Origin of the sequence: Acidovorax sp. Root267, assembly GCF_001429215.1 — a bacterium.
In the GTDB taxonomy this organism is placed as follows: domain Bacteria; phylum Pseudomonadota; class Gammaproteobacteria; order Burkholderiales; family Burkholderiaceae_C; genus Acidovorax; species Acidovorax radicis.
This window is the reverse complement of sequence record NZ_LMJC01000003.1, coordinates 71,512-88,910: the sequence shown is the minus strand read 5'-3', so window position 1 is coordinate 88,910 and position 17,399 is coordinate 71,512. Positions and strand designations below refer to the sequence as shown.

Here is a 17,399-nt window from a genome sequence, read left to right as displayed (position 1 = left end):
ACAGGCGCGGCATGCTCCATCGCCTCCCCGCTTTGGTGGCTGCCCTCTGGTGGGGCAGCCTGACCACCATTGGGTTTCTGGTGGTTCCGATGCTGTTTGCCCACCTTCCGTCGCCCATGGTGGCGGGCAACATGGCGGCCAAGCTGTTCGCGGCGCAGACGTGGGTGGCGGTGGCTTGTTGCCTGGTTTTGCTGCTGGTTTCAAGGCCAAAACAGGCCGTAGCGCAGTATCCATGGGCGCAAGCTGCTATGGTTTTCATACTTGGCGGTCTGCTGCTGGCGCTGCTCACGCAGTTTGGCGTAGCACCGCGCATTGTGGCGCGGCAGGATCTGCGCCTGTGGCACAGCGTGGGGACGGTGATGTATGTGCTTCAGTGGTGCTGCGCATTGGCCGTGCTGTGGCACACGCTGCGCCACGATCTGAAGCCTTCATCTGCCGCCAGTGGGCCAGACAGCGCTTGAGTCGTGGCCTGGGCTCTCAGTCCGAGGTAGGGTCACCTATTCGCGCCAATGCTCTGCTACCCAGGTCGCGGGTCGGATGTAGCGAAACCGCCGGTTGCGCCGCCCGGCCAGTGCATCGGGCGGATTGCACTCCCCATGAAAAATCACGATGCGCGCACCGGCTGGCACGAACGGGGCGCGCCAGTAGTTGCTCGGCCAAGTCGGTATGCCGTGGTATTTAAAACTCGGGCACCACGCTTCGGGCCAGTACTGCAACTTGCCTTGCCGATGCAGAAAATCCGAGAGATAAGCCTGTTCGTTGCGGAACTGTTCGCGGATTTCTGCGAAATGCGCGCGAAAGTGCTCCAGCACGTCTGGGTGCGCCCCGAGTTCAAACCGGTAGACCGATGAATTGCCCGTGACGCGCCAGGGGCGCTTGTAGTCGTGGATGATCAGAAACTCGCCCGGCCTGGTAAAGAAATCGTCCAGGCGGCCGGTGATGACCACGTCTACATCCAGGAACAAGGCCGTGCCCCGGAGTCCGTGCAGGTCCTTGCTGAAAGTGACCAGCTTGGTCCAGCCCCGTTCGGGAATGCCCGGCGGCAGATCGAGCGCCGGGATGGGCAGGCATTGCACCTCGCTGCGGATACCGGCGCTGTCATCGGTCAGGCAGACAAAGTGAAAGTCCCCGCTCAGGTGCCGGCGCACCATGGCGTAAAGCCGGTTGACGTATTCGGGGCCGTATTTCGTGCCCCATTTCATGCAGAGGATGTGGCGGGCGGGCGCCGTGCCGGCAGGTGCTGCAAAGGTTGCAGGGACTGCTTCAGGGCTCATCAGTCCGCCTGGCGCTTCTTGATGGATTTTTGTTTGGGCTTGGCGCGCTTGATCTGCCCACCCGAAGTGAGGCGCTGGTTGCCCAGCACGCGCAGTTGCTTGATCTCGGGGCGCTGGCCGCCGCGCTTGCTGTATTTCAGGACCTTGACGTCGCGCGGGCCGGGCATGCGGTCTTCATCGACCGTGCGCTCCTTGACCGGCTGAGGGCGCCAGAGCACCAGCAGCTTGCCGATGTGCTGAATCGGTGCAGCGTTGAGTTCTGCGGTGAGCTGCTGGTACATCAGTTCCCGGGCCACGCGGTCGTCGTTGAAAACACGCACCTTGATCAGCCCGTGGGCATTCAGGGCAGCGTCGATTTCCTTCTGGACGGCAGGCGTCAGGCCATCGCCGCCGATCAGGACGACGGGGTCCAGGTGGTGGGCGTTGGCGCGTTGTTCCCGGCGCTCGGCGGGAGTCAGTTGAATTTGGGGCATGGGCCGTATTATCGGCGGTGCGGATTGTCGAGAGACAATGGAGCTGTATGAAAGTCAAAACCCAAAGCAAGAAGGTCAACAAGGCGTGGTTGAATGACCATGTCAACGACACCTATGTCAAGTTGGCCCACAAAGAGGGTTTTCGGGCCCGCGCAGCCTACAAGCTCAAGGAAATCGACGAACAACTGGGTCTCATCAAGCCTGGGTATACCGTGGTGGACCTGGGCTCCACGCCTGGCGCCTGGAGCCAGTACCTGCGCAGGCGCATGTCGCCGGCTGGGGCTGCAGCGGGCCAGCTCAATGGCACCATCATTGCGCTGGACCTCCTGCCCATGGAACCCATCGAGGGCGTCACCTATATCAACGGAGATTTTCGAGAGGCCGACGTGCTGGGGCGGCTGGAGGCAGCGCTCGACGGCAAGGTGGTGGATGTGGTGGTTTCGGACATGGCCCCCAATCTGTCCGGTATCGAATCGGCCGATGCGGCGCGCATTGCCCACCTGGTCGAGCTGGCCGTGGAGTTTGCTTGCAACCATTTGAAACCGGATGGGGCCCTCGTCGTCAAGCTTTTTCACGGCAGCGGTTACAGTGATCTCGTCACGCTGTTCAAGCAGACCTTCAAAGTGGTCAAACCGTTGAAGCCCAAGGCCTCGCGCGATAAATCGTCCGAAACCTTTTTGGTGGGCATGGGCCTCAAGAAGGCCCCCTGAAGGGACTTGCCTCAAGTCAAGAATCTGTGAAATCCGACCCCAAAGCCCGTGCTGTTTCCATGGCCGCTAGGGGGAATAGGGATGGCCGGATGGCTTGAAACACCTAAAATGGGCCGCACATGCGTGCCATGACGGCAGCGTGTCCGTTTTCTGTTTTCCGCAACTGGAGCCCCGCTTGAACAATCAGTGGTTTTCAAAAATTGCCGTGTGGCTCGTTATTGCCATGGTGCTGTTCACGGTGTTCAAACAGTTTGACACCCGTTCTGGCGCCAGCGCAGGCCACGTCGGCTACTCGGAATTCCTGGAGGAAGTCCGCAGCAACCGCATCAAGAGCGCGACCATCCAGGAAGGCCAGGGCGGCACCGAGATCGTGGCCGTCACCAATGATGACCGCAAGATCCGCACGACGGCCACCTACCTCGACCGTGGCCTCGTGGGCGACCTCATCAACAACAACGTCAAGTTCGATGTGAAGCCCCGCGAAGAAGGCTCCCTGCTCATGACCCTGCTGGTCAGCTGGGGCCCCATGCTGCTGCTGATCGGCGTGTGGGTGTACTTCATGCGCCAGATGCAGGGCGGCGGCAAGGGCGGTGCCTTCAGCTTCGGCAAGAGCAAGGCGCGGATGCTCGACGAGAACAACAACCAGGTCACGTTCGCGGACGTGGCCGGTTGCGACGAAGCCAAGGAAGAGGTCAAGGAAGTTGTCGACTTCCTGAAGGACCCGCAAAAATTCCAGAAGCTGGGCGGACGCATCCCCCGCGGCCTGCTGCTGGTCGGCCCTCCCGGCACCGGCAAGACCCTGCTGGCCAAGTCCATTGCGGGCGAAGCCAAGGTGCCGTTCTTCAGTATCTCGGGCTCGGACTTCGTGGAAATGTTCGTCGGCGTGGGCGCAGCCCGCGTGCGCGACATGTTCGACAACGCCAAGAAGAACGCCCCTTGCATCATCTTCATCGATGAAATCGACGCCGTGGGCCGCCAGCGTGGCGCAGGCCTGGGCGGTGGCAACGACGAGCGCGAACAGACCTTGAACCAGATGCTGGTCGAGATGGACGGCTTCGAAACCAACCTGGGTGTGATCGTGGTGGCTGCAACCAACCGCCCCGACATCCTGGACGCTGCGCTGCTGCGCCCCGGCCGTTTCGACCGTCAGGTCTATGTGACGCTGCCCGATATCCGCGGCCGCGAGCAGATCCTGAACGTGCACATGCGCAAGATCCCGATCGGCCAGGATGTGGCCCCGAACATCATCGCCCGCGGCACGCCCGGCATGAGCGGTGCCGACTTGGCCAACCTGTGCAACGAAGCGGCCCTGATGGCTGCGCGTCGCAACGCGCGCACCGTGGAAATGCAGGACTTCGAGAAGGCCAAGGACAAGATCCTGATGGGCCCGGAACGCAAGAGCATGGTCATGCCCGAGGAAGAGCGCCGCAATACGGCCTACCACGAGTCCGGCCACGCGCTGATCGGCAAGCTGTTGCCCAAGTGCGACCCGGTGCACAAGGTCACCATCATCCCTCGCGGCCGCGCCCTGGGCGTGACGATGAGCCTGCCTGCACAAGACCGCTACAGCTACGACCGTGAGTACATGCTCAACCAGATCAGCATGCTGTTTGGTGGCCGTATTGCCGAAGAAGTGTTCATGAACCAGATGACCACCGGCGCCAGCAACGACTTCGAGCGTGCCACGCACATTGCGCGCGACATGGTCACCCGCTACGGCATGACGGATGCGCTGGGCCCCATGGTCTATGCAGAAAACGAAGGCGAAGTGTTCCTGGGCCGTTCGGTGACCAAGACCACCACCATGAGCGAGCAGACCATGGAAAAGGTGGACATGGAAGTGCGTCGCATCATCGACGAGCAGTACAACCTGGCCCGCCGCCTGATCGAGGAGAACAGCGACAAGATGCACGCCATGGCCAAGGCCTTGCTCGAATGGGAAACCATCGATACCGAGCAGTTGGACGACATCATGGCTGGCAAGGAGCCCCGTCCTCCGAAGGATTGGACGCCACGCACGCCTCCCTCATCGGGCGGTGACAATTCCAGCGGTGGCACGCCTGCGGTGACGACGGACACCGCGCCATCGGCCGCCTGAGTGCTGGCCGGTCCATTCGTTGAAACGGGGCCTTGTGCCCCGTTTTTCATGGCCGGTGTTGTGCTGCTTCCTGATCTTCAAAAGGAAGGCGCCCGTGACCTTTTCTCGATGCTCCCATGATCTGGCAGACCTCCCGTTTCTCCATTGACCTGACAGAGCCCCGTGTGATGGGCATCGTCAATGTCACACCGGACTCGTTCTCCGACGGCGGGAGCCATGGCTCTACTGCGGCGGCCCTGCGGCATTGCGAGCAGTTGCTGCGCGACGGCGCGCACATTCTGGACATTGGCGGGGAGTCCACGCGCCCGGGCAGCCCGGCGGTGCCTCTGGACGAAGAGCTGGCGCGTGTGGTGCCGCTGGTGGAGGGCGCGGTGTCCCTGGGGGTGCCCATTTCCATCGACACCTACAAGCCCGAGGTCATGCGCGCGGTGCTGGACCTGGGCGCCGACATCGTCAATGACATCTGGGCGCTGCGCCAGCCAGGGGCGGTGGAGGTGGTGGCATCGCACCCGCAATGCGGGGTCTGTCTCATGCACATGCACCGCGATCCCCAGACCATGCAGGCTGCCCCGATGGAGGGCGATGTGGTGTCGCAGGTGCTATACTTTTTGGAGCGCTCTGCGCTTGATATACAAGCGCGAGGGGTCAAAAAGCCTCGAATTGTGCTGGACCCGGGCATTGGTTTTGGCAAGACGGTGGAGCAGAATTTTGCGCTGCTGGCGCACCAGTCGGCGTTGCGGGCTGCGGGCTATCCTCTTTTGGCAGGCTGGTCCCGCAAGTCATCGCTGGGCGCGGTGACGGGCTTGGCGGTAGAGCAGCGCATGGTGCCGAGTGTGGCGGCCGCCGTGCTGGCCGTGGAGCGGGGCGCTTCGGTGGTGCGCGTGCACGATGTCCGCGAAACGGTGGCGGCGCTCGCCGTGTGGCGCGCGATGCAAGCGGCCTGATGGATTCGGCCTTGGGTGGTCTGGGGCGTTGTATGAATGAGCGCATGCCAGACCCTCTGGCCGTGGATAACAAACAATGAGATTCATACGAGGAGACGCTAGAACATGACGCGCCAATACTTTGGAACCGATGGGATTCGTGGCACCGTCGGGCAGCCACCGATCACCCCGGATTTTGTTCTGCGCCTTGCCCATGCCGTCGGGCGTGTGCTGCGCAGGACCGAGGACCGCCCGACCGTGCTGATCGGCAAGGACACCCGCATTTCGGGCTACATGCTGGAAAGTGCGCTGGAGTCAGGCTTCAACTCCGCCGGTGTGGACGTGGTGCTGCTGGGCCCCTTGCCCACCCCAGGCGTGGCCTACCTGACCCGTGCGCAACGCGCCAGCCTGGGGGTGGTCATCAGCGCCAGCCACAACGCCTATCCCGACAATGGCATCAAGTTTTTCAGCGCACAGGGCACCAAGCTGCCTGACACCTGGGAGCAGGCCGTAGAGGCCGCTGTGGGCGAGCCCCCCGTGTGGGCCGATTCGGCCAGCCTGGGCAAGGCGCGGCGGCTCGATGATGCCGCTGGCCGCTACATCGAGTTCTGCAAGAGCACCTTCCCGCAGGACCTGACCCTCAAGGGCCTCAAGATCGTTGTCGATGCGGCACACGGTGCGGCCTATCAGGTGGCGCCCAAGGTCTTCCACGAACTGGGTGCCGAGGTGTTGTCGATCGGCTGCTCGCCCGATGGCCTCAACATCAACCACGAGGTAGGGGCCACCCATCCTGATGCACTGGTGCGGGCCGTGCGCGCCAACCGCGCCGACTATGGCATTGCGCTCGATGGCGATGCGGACCGCCTTCAGATCGTCGATGCCACGGGGCGCCTGTACAACGGCGACGAGCTTCTGTACCTCATGGCTTCGGACCGCATGGGCCGCGATGAACATGTGCCGGGCGTCGTGGGCACCCTGATGACCAACATGGCCGTGGAGGTGGCGCTTCAGGCCCGGGGTGTGAAGTTTGTGCGTGCGAAGGTGGGCGACCGCTATGTGCTCGAAGAACTGGCACGGCACAAATGGGTGCTGGGCGGCGAGGGTTCGGGCCACCTGCTGGCGCTGGACCGCCACACCACCGGCGACGGCTTGGTGAGCGCACTGCAGGTGTTGCAGGCCTGTGTGCGCAGCGGCCGCACATTGGCGCAGTTGCTGGCCGACATCACGCTTTATCCGCAGGTGCTGCTGAATGTGCGCCTGGCCCCTGGCCAGGACTGGAAAGCCAACCGCTTGCTGGCAGACACCACCCAGGCGGTTGAGCAGGAGCTGGGCGCATCGGGCCGTGTGTTGATCCGCGCGAGCGGCACCGAACCGCTGCTGCGGGTGATGGTGGAAGCGCGCGACGCGCAGCAGGCCAGCACCTGTGCGCAGAAGCTGGCCGACGCGGCCCGTGCGGGCTGATGGCTCCGCAGGCTCTCTCAACCGGTGGGCACGCCGTGCGATCCGCTACGCTGATGTCTTTACCGCCAGCCCCGAACCATTGATGCCTTCAAACACTGACACACCCTCCGCCATCACCGTCCGCTCCGTGGACTATGGCAACGCCCGGGAAGCCCAGGCGTTGGTTGAGTTGCTCGACGGCTATGCACGGGACGTGGCCGGTGGCGGCTCTCCGCTCTGTGCCGAGGTCCAGCGCGGCTTGCCCGAGGCGCTGCGCCAGCGGCCGCAGGCTTTCAGCGTGATCGCATGGGTGGCTGACGCCTCGGCGCTGCATGGCGAGGTGCCCGTGGGCCTGATCAATTGCCTGGAGGGTTTTTCGACCTTTGCGTGCCGGCCCCTGGTCAACGTGCATGACGTGGTGGTGGCGCCCGGCTGGCGGGGTCACCGCATTGCCCTGCGCATGCTGCAGTCGGTGGAGGCACTGGCGCGCGAGCGTGGTGCCTGCAAGCTCACGCTGGAAGTGCTTTCAGGCAACCACAGTGCCCTGCGCGCATATGAACGGGAAGGCTTTGCCGCTTACACGCTCGACCCCAGCATGGGGCAAGCCCAGTTCATGCAGAAGATGCTGGATGGGGCAGAGGCTGCGCCACCTGCGGCACTCTGAATCATTTTCCGGGAGACAAGACCGTATGAAGACATTTCTAGGCCAGATCGCCGCGGTGGGCGCCACTGCATTGGCGGGGTTGCTCGCGGCGCCCGCCGCCCATGCGGGCAAGACACTCGACGGCATCAAGGCGCGCGGGCAGGTGGTGTGTGGCGTCAACACCGGGCTGGCCGGGTTTGCGATGGCGGACTCCAGCGGCAAGTGGTCAGGCCTCGATGTCGATGTCTGCAGGGCGCTTGCCGCCGCAGTGCTGGGCGATGGCCAGAAGGTCAAGTATGTGCCGCTGGACGTGCCACAACGCTTCACCGCCTTGCAATCCGGTGAGGTGGATGTGCTGTCGCGCAACACCACTTTCTCGCTGGCACGTGACGCATCGCTGGGCCTGCACCAGACGGCCGTGACCTACTACGACGGCCAGGGCTTCATCGTGCCTGCCAAGAGCAAGATCAAGAACGTCCGCCAGCTCAAGGGGCAGACCGTGTGTGTGCAGTCGGGGACCACGACCGAAAAGAACCTGGCTGACTATTCCCGTGCCAACGACCTCGACATCAAGCCCGTGATGTTCGAGAAGGTGGATGCTGCAACGTCCGCCTATCTGGCAGGCCGCTGCACCGCGTTCACCACCGATGCATCGGGTCTGGCATCGCTGCGCAGTGGTGTTCCGCAAGGCGCGGCAACACACACCATCTTGCCGGAACTGATCTCCAAGGAGCCCCTGGGGCCCTTGGTGCGGCGGGGTGACGACGAGTGGTTTGCCGTGGTCAAGTGGGTGATCTACGGCCTCATCGAAGCCGAAGAGCACGGCGTGACGCAGGCCAATGCGGACCAGCTGAAGGCCAGCAGTACCCAGCCGGTGGTGCAGCGCATCGTGGGGACCTCCTCGGAAGACACCGGAAAGCTGCTTGGGCTGGACCGTGATTGGCTGTTGCGCGCTGTCAAGACCACGGGCAACTATGGCGAGATCTTTGAGCGCAATGTCGGTCAGAAGTCGCCTCTGGCGCTGCCACGTGGTCTCAACAATCTGTGGAACAAGCAGGGCCTGATGTACGCCTTCCCGATCCGCTGATCTCGGTGGGTTGGGGTCAACTTGGGCGGTGAGGCGCTGGATGTTCGGTCTTCCGGCGGCTTGAATTTTGTTTGCTATTAAATAAATAGCTGTCAATGCTTGTGTATCAAGCGCCAGAGGCCATTTTTATCTAATTGTTCCACCCGATGCGGCTGCCTGTGGCTCCCGTGGCTCTTGCAGAAGCCATTGGTCTCGGCACGGTCCGGTCCTGTCGGAAAACGTTGTTCAATGCAGTTGCCGCCGCATGAAAACTTCCAGTTCTGGTGCAGACAGCGGCATGCTGAAGTGGTAACCCTGCGCCTCGTCGCAGCCTTGCTCACGCAGGTAGGCCAACTGGCCTTCGGTCTCCACGCCTTCGGCCGTGGTGCGCATGCCCAGCGCCTGGGCCATGCGGATGATGGCGCTCACGATGGCGCGGTCGTTGCCGTCATCGCCCAGGTCGCGCACGAACGACTGGTCGATCTTGAGCTTGAAAATCTGAAAGCGCTTGAGCTGGCTCAGCGATGAGTAGCCGGTCCCAAAGTCGTCCATCGACATGCGCACGCCGCGCGCGTGCAATTGGTCCATGGTGGCCACCGCGGCATGCGGGTCGTCCACGGCCACGCCTTCGGTCAGTTCGAGTTCCAGGGAGTCGGGCGGCAGATCGAATTCGGCCAGCATGCGGCTCACCAGCTCTGGCAGCTGGGGCTGGCGAAACTGGATGGCAGACAGGTTCACGGCCATCGTCAGTTTGGGAAAACCGCTGGTGCGCCAGGTTTTGAGCTGAGCCAGCGCGGTCCGCAGCACCCATTCCCCAATCTGCAGGATTTGCCCGCTGTCTTCGGCAATGGGAATGAACTCTGCCGGCGACACCCCGCCGAGCTGCGGGTGCTGCCAGCGCAGCAGCGCTTCCACGCTGCGTACGGAGCCGTTGGTCAGGCTCATCTGCGGCTGGTAGTGCAGGTGGAACTGGTTACGCTCCAGCGCACGGCGCAGGGCGTTTTCGAGCTGCAGCGCGCGCACCGACTGCGCCTGCATTTCGGGGGTGAAGAACTTGAAAGTGTTGCGGCCATCCAGCTTGGCGCGGTACATGGCCACATCGGCCGATTGGGTCAGCGTGTCGAAGTCCGCGCCATCTTGCGGGAACAGCGCGATGCCCATGGATGGCGCCATGGTCAGCTCGTGGTGGTCGATCTGGTAGTGCTGGCGCGATGCCTCCTGCAGTTTGCCGGCCACGCGGGCGGCGCCGTGCGCGTTGGCGCCGGGCAGCAGCAGGATGAATTCATCGCCCCCCAGGCGCGAGACCGTGTCCTTGTCGCGCACCACTGCACGAAGCCTCTTGGCGATCTCCACCAGCAGCGCATCGCCCACGCGGTGGCCCAGGGAGTCGTTCACATGCTTGAAATGGTCCAGGTCCAGGAAGATCAGGGCCAGCGGCGTGTTGCCTTCCTGGGCGACGCGGATGGCCTGCTGTGCCCGTTCGGCCAGCAGCGTGCGGTTGGGCAGGCCTGTCAGGGCGTCGTAGTGGGCCAGCCAGTAGATGCGCTCCTGATCGGCCTTGCGGTCGTTGATCTCACGGTGCAGGTTGTCCACGGTTTCGCGCAGTTCGCGGGTGCGGTCCTGCACTTGCCTTTCCAGGTCTTCGTGGGTGCTGGCAAGCAGGGCCTGCGCCTGCTTGCGCTCCGTGATGTCCATGGTGATCCAGATGGAGCCTTGGGACGGATCGGCAGGGTCGATGGACTTGCTGCGCACCTCGCAGATCACGGGGGTCCCGTCCTTGCGGCACAGCTCCAGCTCGCCTTCGTAGGAGTGGCCTGCGGCCAGCTGCGGATAGCACCGGCGGCCGACTTCTTCCCAGGCGGCATCGCTGGCGTACCACTGGCGCGAGGGGCTGCCTGCCAGTTCTCCCGGCTGGTAGCCCAGCATCTGTTCAAAGTGGTGGTTGCAGCGGGTCAGATGCCTGTCACGCAGGAACGCGATCCCCACCATCGCGCTGTCGAAGAGCAACTGCTTTTCACGCACTGCCGCACCCAGCGCCGCCTGGGCGCGCTTTTGCTCATCGATGTCGTCCAGGATCCAGATGGAGCCTTCTGTCGTGTCCTGTGGGTTGATGAGCCGCCCCGTCAGGCTGCCCCAGAACAAGCTGCCATCGCATCGGCGCAGTTGGCGCTCGACGCGGAATGCCTGGCCCTGGGCCAGCACGGGGTAGGCGGTGCGGCCCAGATCGCGAAACGCCTCGCGCGAGGGGTAGAACGCCTCGGTGTTGAGTCCCACCAACCGCTCGGGGCTGGCATAGCCAAAAATCTCGGCGTACCGCTGGTTGCAGCGCACCACACTGCGCTGGCGCAGGAACACAATGCCCACGCCTGCGCTGTCGAGCAGGGTTTGTTGTTCGCGCAGCGCGCGTTGCAGGGGAGTGTCGGTGGCAACTCCAGGACGCTGCAATTCTGGAGTGCTGAACGGCGCAAACATGAGACCGGTACGGGCGTAGGGCCTGGCGGCCTTGGTAATTTGTACCAAAGTGTAGCAGTGCTCCCTTACAGCCGCCGGCGCCCCTCCTCCCAGGAGTCGCGCAGCGGCCTTGGCGGGATGGGATGCTAGGCGCGGTGCGCAGCCAATAGCTTGGCTATTGGCAAGCGCCGCAACGCCGCAGACCACCCGCCAAGACCGCTGCCCGAAGGGTTGGAGCGAAATCGGGCGATTGGCCGCCCCAGCTGCTTGCATGGGCATGAGCCCATGCGGCGCATCCGAAGCATCCACTCATCCCGATTGCGCTCCAACGCGACCCCTGCGAGATCGTGAACACGTTCTTAGCCAGCCTTAGCGTGCTTGCTGTCCGCGCAGGTAGGCCTCGAAGGCGTCGGCCGGCAGTGGGCGGCTAAAGTAAAAGCCCTGGGCTTCATCACAGCCCTGCGCGTGCAGAAACTCGAGCTGTCCGTCGGTTTCCACCCCTTCGGCCGTGGTCTGCATGCCCAGAGCCTGCGCCATGCGGATGATGGCGCTGACGATGGCGCGGTCGTTGGCATCCTCTTCAAGATCGCGTACGAACGATTGATCGATCTTGAGCTTGTAGATCTGAAAGCGCTTGAGATAGCTCAGCGACGAGTACCCGGTGCCAAAGTCATCCATCGACAGGCGCACGCCCCGGTCGTGCAACTGGTCCATCATTGCCAGTGCGGCAGCGGGGTCGTCCACGGCGGCACCTTCGGTCAGCTCCAGCTCCAGCCTGCGGGCAGGCAGGCCGGCCTGTTCCAGGCAGCGGGTCACCATCTCGGGCAGTTGAGGGTGCCTGAATTGCACGGCAGAAACGTTCACGGAGACGGCCCGCAGGGGCAGGTGCAGATCCAGCCAGCGCTTGATGTCGGTCACCGCCGTGTGGATGACCCATTCGCCAATCGCCACGATCATGCCGCTGCTTTCGGCGACGGGGATGAACTCTGCCGGTGACACCAGGCCCAGCTCGGGGTGGCGCCAGCGCAGCAGGGCCTCCGCGCCTACCACCTGGCGCGTGGAGAGCGAGACCTGTGGCTGGTAGTGCAGCTCAAACTGGTTGCGCTCCAGTGCACGGCGCAGTGCGTTTTCTATCAGCAAGGCGCGGGCCGTGCGCGCTTCAATATCGGCGGTAAAAAATCCGTACCGGTTGCGCCCGTTTTGTTTGGCGCGGTACATGGCGGCATCCGCACGTTGGTACAGCGTGTCGAACGATTCGCCATCGGCCGGATACATCGCAATGCCGACCGACAAGGTGGTGGTGAGCTCGTAGGGGTCGATCTGAAACGGCTGGGCCACGGCCGCGAGCAGCTGCATGGCCATTTCGGCGGCAGCGCTTGCTGTGGTGGATGGGAGCAACAGAAGAAACTCGTCACCGCCCAGGCGCGAGACCGTGTCCTGGGGCCTCAAGGGGGATTGAAGCCTTTGTGCCACCGCCACAAGCAGGATGTCGCCAATTCTGTGGCCCAGTGAGTCATTGACATTCTTGAAGTGGTCCAGGTCCAGAAACAGCATCGCCAGTGTGCCACCCCGTGCCTGCTCATCGGCAATGTGGCGACGGGCGCGTTCGGCCAGCAGCGCGCGGTTGGGCAGGTTCGTGAGCGGGTCGAAGTGCGCCAGGCGTTGAATGCGGTCCTGGGCCTCGCGCTGCTGGGTGATGTCACGGAACAGCGTGATGGAATGGGTGACCACACCATTACCGTCTCGCACACTGCTGACCGACAGCCACTGGGGGTAAGTGGAGGCGTCTTTGCGGTGTCCCAGGGCTTCGCCTTCCCAGCTTCCGCCCTGCGGCAGCTGTGCATAGACGGTATCCGCATCGAAGTCGTGGCCGGACCCCGCGACGGTGAGTAGACGCACTGACTGCCCTACCGCTTCGGCTTCTGCATACCCCGTGATCCGCGTGAACGCCCTGTTGATGCGCACGATGGTATGGGCAGCATCGGCGATCACAATGGCTTCACTGCTCTGGTCAAACACCTGCGCGGTGAGTTGCAACTGCTCCTGGGACCGCTTGCGCTCGGTGATGTCGCGCGACAGCACAATGAACCGCGGTTTTGCGTTGGGGGAAGTCGCCTTGCGCGCCGCAGACAACTCAAACCAGGTGGCGCCCAGGCGGGGCAGGTCGAGCATGATCTGCCGCCCGGTGGACCAGCCCTGCGCCTGGGCTTCATTCAGCACGTCCATCACTGACAAGGCCGCAAGCGCAGGCATCACATCGGCCACGTTGCGTCCCACCAGCGTTTCGGCGGGGGCCATGAGCAGCTCCGCGCGCGGGCTGTGCACGCTGCAGTAAAAACCATCCTGGTCGAGCTCGAAAAGCGGATCCGGTATGGCGTCGATGGTGGCGTGCAATTGCTGCTGGGTTGCCTGGATTTCCGAGGTGCGCTGCGCCACCTGGTAGGCCAGGCCGCGCTCATGCTCTTTCAGCTCGAACAGCAGCCGGGCCACGTAGGCCATCATCAAGGCAAACAGCAAGGCGATCGCGCATCGCATGGCCAGCACGCCCGGGTCTCCCCAACCCTTGATGGGGGTCAGGCTCAGCGTCCACTGTCCATTGGGCAAGGTCAGCGACCTGCCCACGGCATCGGGGCCCGGGGGCGGTGCAGAGGCTGCAATCGTCTGCTCTTCTTCCGTATCTGGCCGGATGCGCCACAGCCGGTAGTGGTATCCCCGCTGGGTCAGTTGCGGCAGGCGCGCAGTGGCGAGCACCTCGGGCAGGCGGATGGTGACGTAGGTAAAGCCCCAGAAGGTGCGGTGACCCTGGGCATCCTCCAGATAGACCGGCTGGCGCCCCACCACCCCCAGCCCACCTTGCACCAGCTCCATGGGGCCAGCCAGGGTCAGCAGGCCTGACTCCCGTGCCCTGGCGGATTCGCGACCTTGACGCGGGTCATTGAGTTGATCGAAACCGATGGAGCTTTCGTTGCCCTGGCGCGGCACCACGTGCCTAACCACGCCATTGGGGGACAGGCCCATGGCCGCAATGCCAGGGTAGAACGGCAGCATCTGGGTGCCGATCTCTTCAAACTGCGTCACCTGCCCTTTGCCCTGGCGCACCAAGGCGACCAGGGTGTTGTTGGCGGACAGGGCCAGTTCGATGGCGCGCTGCAAGGCCTGCACATGGTCGCCCGCCATGTCTGTCACCTGAGTGCGCTGCTGTGCCTGTTCCTGGCGCTCCAACGCCCACACCAAAGCGCCTGCACACAGTGCCGCCAGAACAAACACGACCAGCGCGCCCATGGCAGGGCTTCGGGGGCGGGCGGGGAAGGAGGCGTGCACGGTACGAGTTCCTGGACCAATTATGCAGGCCCAACGATTGACTGCGTAGGTGCCTTCCCAGGGTACGCATGTCACGACATTGACATGCCATCGACATGGCTGCGTCATGTGCAAATTTCACACTCGCTCCCAGGGGAAAACGGTTCCCAGCCCATGGTTGGGGCCTCCAGCCGAAACCGTCCTGACGCAAGGAGATGTTGCACCATGAATGAATTGCCCACCTTGACACCGCCCCTGCCAGCCGAAGTTGCTTCCCCGAGGGAACTTCGTGGTGCAGGTACTCTGTCTGGCGCAGCGCGTCTGGTGCCGGAACGTGGCGCCATTCAGGTGGCCTGGGCGCGCCATGAAGACGAAGTGCGCCAGGCGCAGCGGCTGCGGTTCGACGTGTTTGCAGCGGAAATGGGCGCTCGATTGACGACCCCCATCCCGGGCCATGATGTGGACCTCTTCGACGATTACTGCGAACACCTGTTGGTGCGCGATGCCCTGAGCCAGCAAGTCATTGGGACTTACAGGGTGCTCACTCCGGCACAAGCCCGACGCGTTGGTGGTACCTACAGCGATACCGAGTTCGACCTCACGCGGCTGCGTTCGCTGCGTCCCCGCATGGTGGAACTGGGGCGCAGTTGCGTGCACCCCGATCATCGCCACGGTGGCGTGATCATGGCCTTGTGGAGCGCGTTGGCGGATTTCATGGTGCGCAACCAGTTGGACACCATGATCGGCTGCGCGAGCATTCCCATGCTCTACAACGGCGTTGTGAGCGGCGATGCTGCCGCCAGCATCTGGCAGCAGGTGCGCCAGACGCACCTGGCCCCCATCGAATATCACGTGCTCCCCCGGTTGCCCTTGCCCGTGGAGCAGCTTGATGGCTCGATCACGGTAGAGCCCCCGGCACTCATCAAAGGCTACCTGCGGCTCGGGGCACGCGTGTTGGGCGCTCCGGCCTGGGATCCGGATTTCAACACCGCAGACCTGCCGATGCTGATGCGTCTGGCAGATCTTCATCCCCGCTATCGCAAGCATTTTCTGGGGGCCTGATGCGCACCGCGTTCGATGCCTTGGGTCCCTGGATGGAACCGTCCTTGGGCCACGAGGACATGGCCGACGACGCGCAGGCATCCGCCGCTGGTCATCGCCGGTACCGTGCGGTCTTTATTTCTGATCTGCATCTGGGTACTCCAGGTTGCCAGGCGGTCGCATTGCTGGACTTTCTCAAGCACCATCCCAGCGATCACCTTTACTTGGTCGGCGACATCGTGGATGGTTGGCAACTGCGCCGCAAGTGGTTCTGGCCACAAGCCCACAACGACGTGGTGCAAAAGCTCCTGCGCCGCGCGCGCAAAGGGTGTCGGGTGGTGTTTGTACCCGGCAACCATGACGAATTCGCCCGTGCGTTCGTAGGCCACTCTTTTGGTGGCATCGAGGTGCGGGCCGATGCGGTTCACACGACGGCCGATGGTCGCAGCCTCTGGGTCACGCACGGAGACCACTTTGATGGAGTCATCCAGTGTGCCAAGTGGCTGGCGTATCTGGGCGACAACCTGTATGAGTTCACCCTCAAACTCAACCGGCACCTCAACACCCTGCGTGCCCGCGTGGGGTTGCCCTACTGGTCCCTGTCGGCGTACCTGAAGGGCAAGGTCAAGAAAGCACTGAACTACGTCACCGATTTTGAAGTGGCCGTGGCAGCCGAAGCGCGCCGCAGGGGACATGATGGCGTGGTGTGTGGCCATATCCACCGTGCTGAGATGCGGGAGATCGGCGGGACCCTGTATTGCAATGACGGCGACTGGGTGGAAAGCCACACCGCCCTGGTCGAGCACATGGACGGCCGACTGGAACTGCTGCAGTGGCCGGCTTCTCCGCTCGCAAATATCCCCCAGGCCGAGGCCGCTGTTGTGTTATGAAAATTGCCTTGTTGACCGATGCCTGGCTTCCCCAGGTGAATGGGGTGGTTACCACCCTGCTGGAACTGGTGCAGGCGCTTGAAACTGCCGGGCACGAGGTGCAAGTGCTGCACCCCGGTCAATTTGCAACCCGTCCCTGCCCTGGCTATCCCGGCATCGACCTGGCCGTGCGGCCGATAAAGCGCGTGGCAGAGGTACTGGACGCCATGCAGCCCGATGCCATCCACCTTGCCACAGAAGGGCCGCTGGGCTGGGCGGGGCGCCGCTACTGCCTGCGCAAGGGCCTGGCGTTCACGTCGGCTTTCCACACACGTTTTCCGGAAATACTGCATGCGGCGCTGCGTGTGCCGCTTGGTTGGGGGTACGCACTGTTCCGGCATTTCCACCGTCCATCCTCGGGAGTGATGGTGCCCACGCAAGGCGTTCTGCAGATGCTGGAGCGTCGGGGTTTCCGCAATCTGCGCCCGTGGACCCATGGAGTCGACACGCGGGTTTTTCCGTTCCATGGCGCAACCACTCAGAGCCCGCTCATGGGCACTCTGGCGCACCCGGTGTCGCTGTATGTGGGGCGGATTTCTTACGAAAAGAACATCGAAGCTTTCCTCCGGCTCGACATGCCGGGCTCCAAGGTGGTTTGTGGTGTCGGGCCGCTGGAGGCGCGTCTCAAGGCGAAGTACCCGCAGGTTCGTTGGCTGGGCATCCTGGATCGCGCGGCTTTGGCAGAGGTCTATGCGGCCGCTGATGTGTTTGTATTTCCAAGCCGGTCAGAAACGTTCGGTTTGGTCATGCTGGAGGCCATGGCCTGCGGGACGCCTGTGGCAGCGTATCCCGAGGATGGTCCCATGGAAGTGCTGGGAGCGCATTCTGGCCAGGCCCCTAGAGGGGGTGTGCTGCAGGGTGATCTGCTCCTGGCAAGCCAGCAGGCCTTGGCGATTCCCCGGTCCGAAGCGCGCGCGCGGGCGCTCGATTTCACCTGGGCTCATGCCGCCCGGCTGTTTGAACAGTACCTGGTCCCCGCCCGTGTGCAGGATGCATCTTGTGTGACTGTCACAAAACCTGTCACATCGTTGTCATCTGGGCGTTAAATACT

The 17,399-nt window shown here is 63.4% G+C and carries 14 protein-coding genes; 10 read left to right on the top strand and 4 right to left on the bottom strand.

Translation table 11 applies throughout. The annotated features are described in order from the left end of the window. The first annotated feature begins 11 nt into the window (after positions 1 to 11). Positions 12 to 461, top strand: coding sequence for a DUF4149 domain-containing protein (locus ASE39_RS05525; RefSeq protein WP_057270531.1), 450 nt, complete (start codon positions 12 to 14; stop codon positions 459 to 461). 36 nt (positions 462 to 497) lie between these two features. On the opposite strand, the gene ASE39_RS05520 is transcribed toward ASE39_RS05525, so the two are convergent. Continuing rightward, positions 498 to 1,274 carry a hypothetical protein gene (locus ASE39_RS05520; protein WP_057270494.1) on the bottom strand — a complete coding sequence of 259 codons (777 nt, stop codon included), beginning with the start codon at positions 1,272 to 1,274 and terminating at the stop codon, positions 498 to 500. Further along, positions 1,274 to 1,747, bottom strand: a complete 474-nt coding sequence (locus ASE39_RS05515) for a YhbY family RNA-binding protein (protein WP_010457873.1) — start codon at positions 1,745 to 1,747, stop codon at positions 1,274 to 1,276. Before ASE39_RS05515 ends, ASE39_RS05520 begins: the two co-directional genes overlap by 1 nt. Positions 1,748 to 1,794: 47 nt before the next feature. Here ASE39_RS05515 and ASE39_RS05510 point away from each other — a divergent pair, with 47 nt between their 5' ends. The 6 genes from ASE39_RS05510 (at position 1,795) to ASE39_RS05485 (ending at position 8,648) form a co-directional block, all read left to right on the top strand. Further along, on the top strand, positions 1,795 to 2,457 hold the full coding sequence (locus ASE39_RS05510) for an RlmE family RNA methyltransferase (RefSeq protein WP_010457874.1): 663 nt from the start codon (positions 1,795 to 1,797) through the stop codon (positions 2,455 to 2,457). 175 nt (positions 2,458 to 2,632) lie between these two features. Beyond that, positions 2,633 to 4,555 carry an ATP-dependent zinc metalloprotease FtsH gene (ftsH, locus tag ASE39_RS05505; RefSeq protein ID WP_057270493.1) on the top strand — a complete coding sequence of 641 codons (1,923 nt, stop codon included), beginning with the start codon at positions 2,633 to 2,635 and terminating at the stop codon, positions 4,553 to 4,555. 116 nt (positions 4,556 to 4,671) lie between these two features. Continuing rightward, positions 4,672 to 5,499, top strand: a complete 828-nt coding sequence (gene folP, locus ASE39_RS05500; protein ID WP_057270492.1) for a dihydropteroate synthase — start codon at positions 4,672 to 4,674, stop codon at positions 5,497 to 5,499. A gap of 105 nt (positions 5,500 to 5,604) precedes the next feature. Continuing rightward, complete coding sequence (glmM, locus tag ASE39_RS05495) at positions 5,605 to 6,939, top strand: phosphoglucosamine mutase (protein ID WP_010457877.1); 1,335 nt, start codon at positions 5,605 to 5,607, stop codon at positions 6,937 to 6,939. Positions 6,940 to 7,021: 82 nt separating this feature from the next. After that, positions 7,022 to 7,582 (top strand): GNAT family N-acetyltransferase, encoded by a 561-nt coding sequence (locus tag ASE39_RS05490; protein WP_057270491.1) that lies wholly within the window; start codon positions 7,022 to 7,024, stop codon positions 7,580 to 7,582. A 25-nt stretch (positions 7,583 to 7,607) separates the two neighbouring features. After that, entirely contained in the window at positions 7,608 to 8,648 is a 1,041-nt protein-coding gene (locus tag ASE39_RS05485; protein WP_057270490.1) for an amino acid ABC transporter substrate-binding protein, read from the top strand. 225 nt (positions 8,649 to 8,873) lie between these two features. Here ASE39_RS05485 and ASE39_RS05480 read toward each other — a convergent pair whose 3' ends face one another. Together ASE39_RS05480 and ASE39_RS05475 are read right to left on the bottom strand one after the other, a co-directional pair. After that, positions 8,874 to 11,099: a bifunctional diguanylate cyclase/phosphodiesterase gene (locus ASE39_RS05480; protein WP_010457881.1), complete on the bottom strand. Its 2,226-nt coding sequence runs from the start codon at positions 11,097 to 11,099 to the stop codon at positions 8,874 to 8,876. A gap of 348 nt (positions 11,100 to 11,447) precedes the next feature. Next, the gene (locus ASE39_RS05475; RefSeq protein ID WP_057270489.1) at positions 11,448 to 14,360 is read right to left on the bottom strand and encodes an EAL domain-containing protein; all 2,913 of its coding nucleotides are present in this window, start codon (positions 14,358 to 14,360) and stop codon (positions 11,448 to 11,450) included. Between the two features lie 243 nt (positions 14,361 to 14,603). On the opposite strand from ASE39_RS05475, the gene ASE39_RS05470 reads away from it, so the two are divergent. Genes ASE39_RS05470 through ASE39_RS05460 form a run of 3 tightly spaced genes read left to right on the top strand, consistent with a single transcriptional unit; the run spans position 14,604 to position 17,394 of the window. Further along, complete coding sequence (locus ASE39_RS05470; protein ID WP_057270488.1) at positions 14,604 to 15,440, top strand: GNAT family N-acyltransferase; 837 nt, start codon at positions 14,604 to 14,606, stop codon at positions 15,438 to 15,440. Continuing rightward, positions 15,440 to 16,309: a UDP-2,3-diacylglucosamine diphosphatase gene (locus ASE39_RS05465; protein ID WP_057270487.1), complete on the top strand. Its 870-nt coding sequence runs from the start codon at positions 15,440 to 15,442 to the stop codon at positions 16,307 to 16,309. The genes ASE39_RS05470 and ASE39_RS05465 overlap by 1 nt, the downstream gene beginning before the upstream one ends. After that, positions 16,306 to 17,394: a glycosyltransferase family 1 protein gene (locus ASE39_RS05460; RefSeq protein WP_057270486.1), complete on the top strand. Its 1,089-nt coding sequence runs from the start codon at positions 16,306 to 16,308 to the stop codon at positions 17,392 to 17,394. Before ASE39_RS05465 ends, ASE39_RS05460 begins: the two co-directional genes overlap by 4 nt. Positions 17,395 to 17,399: the final 5 nt, after the last annotated feature.

Excerpts from the sequence above, each read along its gene's own strand:
- ASE39_RS05525 (WP_057270531.1), top strand. The coding sequence starts at position 12 with ATGCTCCATCGCCTCCCCGCTTTGGTGGCTGCCCTCTGGTGGGGCAGC.
- ASE39_RS05520 (WP_057270494.1), bottom strand. The coding sequence starts at position 1,274 with ATGAGCCCTGAAGCAGTCCCTGCAACCTTTGCAGCACCTGCCGGCACG.
- ASE39_RS05515 (WP_010457873.1), bottom strand. The coding sequence starts at position 1,747 with ATGCCCCAAATTCAACTGACTCCCGCCGAGCGCCGGGAACAACGCGCC.
- ASE39_RS05510 (WP_010457874.1), top strand. The coding sequence starts at position 1,795 with ATGAAAGTCAAAACCCAAAGCAAGAAGGTCAACAAGGCGTGGTTGAAT.
- folP (WP_057270492.1), top strand. The coding sequence starts at position 4,672 with ATGATCTGGCAGACCTCCCGTTTCTCCATTGACCTGACAGAGCCCCGT.
- glmM (WP_010457877.1), top strand. The coding sequence starts at position 5,605 with ATGACGCGCCAATACTTTGGAACCGATGGGATTCGTGGCACCGTCGGG.
- ASE39_RS05490 (WP_057270491.1), top strand. The coding sequence starts at position 7,022 with ATGCCTTCAAACACTGACACACCCTCCGCCATCACCGTCCGCTCCGTG.
- ASE39_RS05485 (WP_057270490.1), top strand. The coding sequence starts at position 7,608 with ATGAAGACATTTCTAGGCCAGATCGCCGCGGTGGGCGCCACTGCATTG.
- ASE39_RS05480 (WP_010457881.1), bottom strand. The coding sequence starts at position 11,099 with ATGTTTGCGCCGTTCAGCACTCCAGAATTGCAGCGTCCTGGAGTTGCC.
- ASE39_RS05475 (WP_057270489.1), bottom strand. The coding sequence starts at position 14,360 with ATGGGCGCGCTGGTCGTGTTTGTTCTGGCGGCACTGTGTGCAGGCGCT.
- ASE39_RS05470 (WP_057270488.1), top strand. The coding sequence starts at position 14,604 with ATGAATGAATTGCCCACCTTGACACCGCCCCTGCCAGCCGAAGTTGCT.
- ASE39_RS05465 (WP_057270487.1), top strand. The coding sequence starts at position 15,440 with ATGCGCACCGCGTTCGATGCCTTGGGTCCCTGGATGGAACCGTCCTTG.
- ASE39_RS05460 (WP_057270486.1), top strand. The coding sequence starts at position 16,306 with ATGAAAATTGCCTTGTTGACCGATGCCTGGCTTCCCCAGGTGAATGGG.